The 281-nt window shown below is 55.2% G+C and carries 1 protein-coding gene; it reads left to right on the forward strand.

Annotation, left to right across the window (positions count from 1 at the left end; genetic code table 11):
• A partial coding sequence (locus tag F1003_RS18565; RefSeq protein WP_155090346.1) for a condensation domain-containing protein occupies positions 1 to 281 on the forward strand: 281 nt, incomplete at both ends.

The raw sequence follows: 281 nt of genomic DNA on the forward strand, positions 1-281 counted from the left end.
TGAGTACGGCGCTGCAGGCGGTTTGGAGTGTATTAATCAGCCGCTACCAGCAGACCGGCGATTTGATCTTCGGCACAGTCGTTTCCGGGCGTCCCGCAGAAATCAAAGGCGTTGAACATATGGTCGGGCTGTTTATCAATGCTGTCCCGAGGCGGGTGAAGCTGTCTCGGGATACCACATTTAACGGCTTGCTCAAGCAGCTGCAGGAGCAATCGCTGCAGTCTGAGCCGCATCAATATGTGCCGCTCTATGACATCCAAAGCCAGGCCGATCAGCCAAAG

Origin of the sequence: Winogradskyella ouciana (assembly GCF_009709615.1) — a bacterium.
GTDB lineage: Bacteria > Bacteroidota > Bacteroidia > Flavobacteriales > Flavobacteriaceae > Winogradskyella > Winogradskyella ouciana.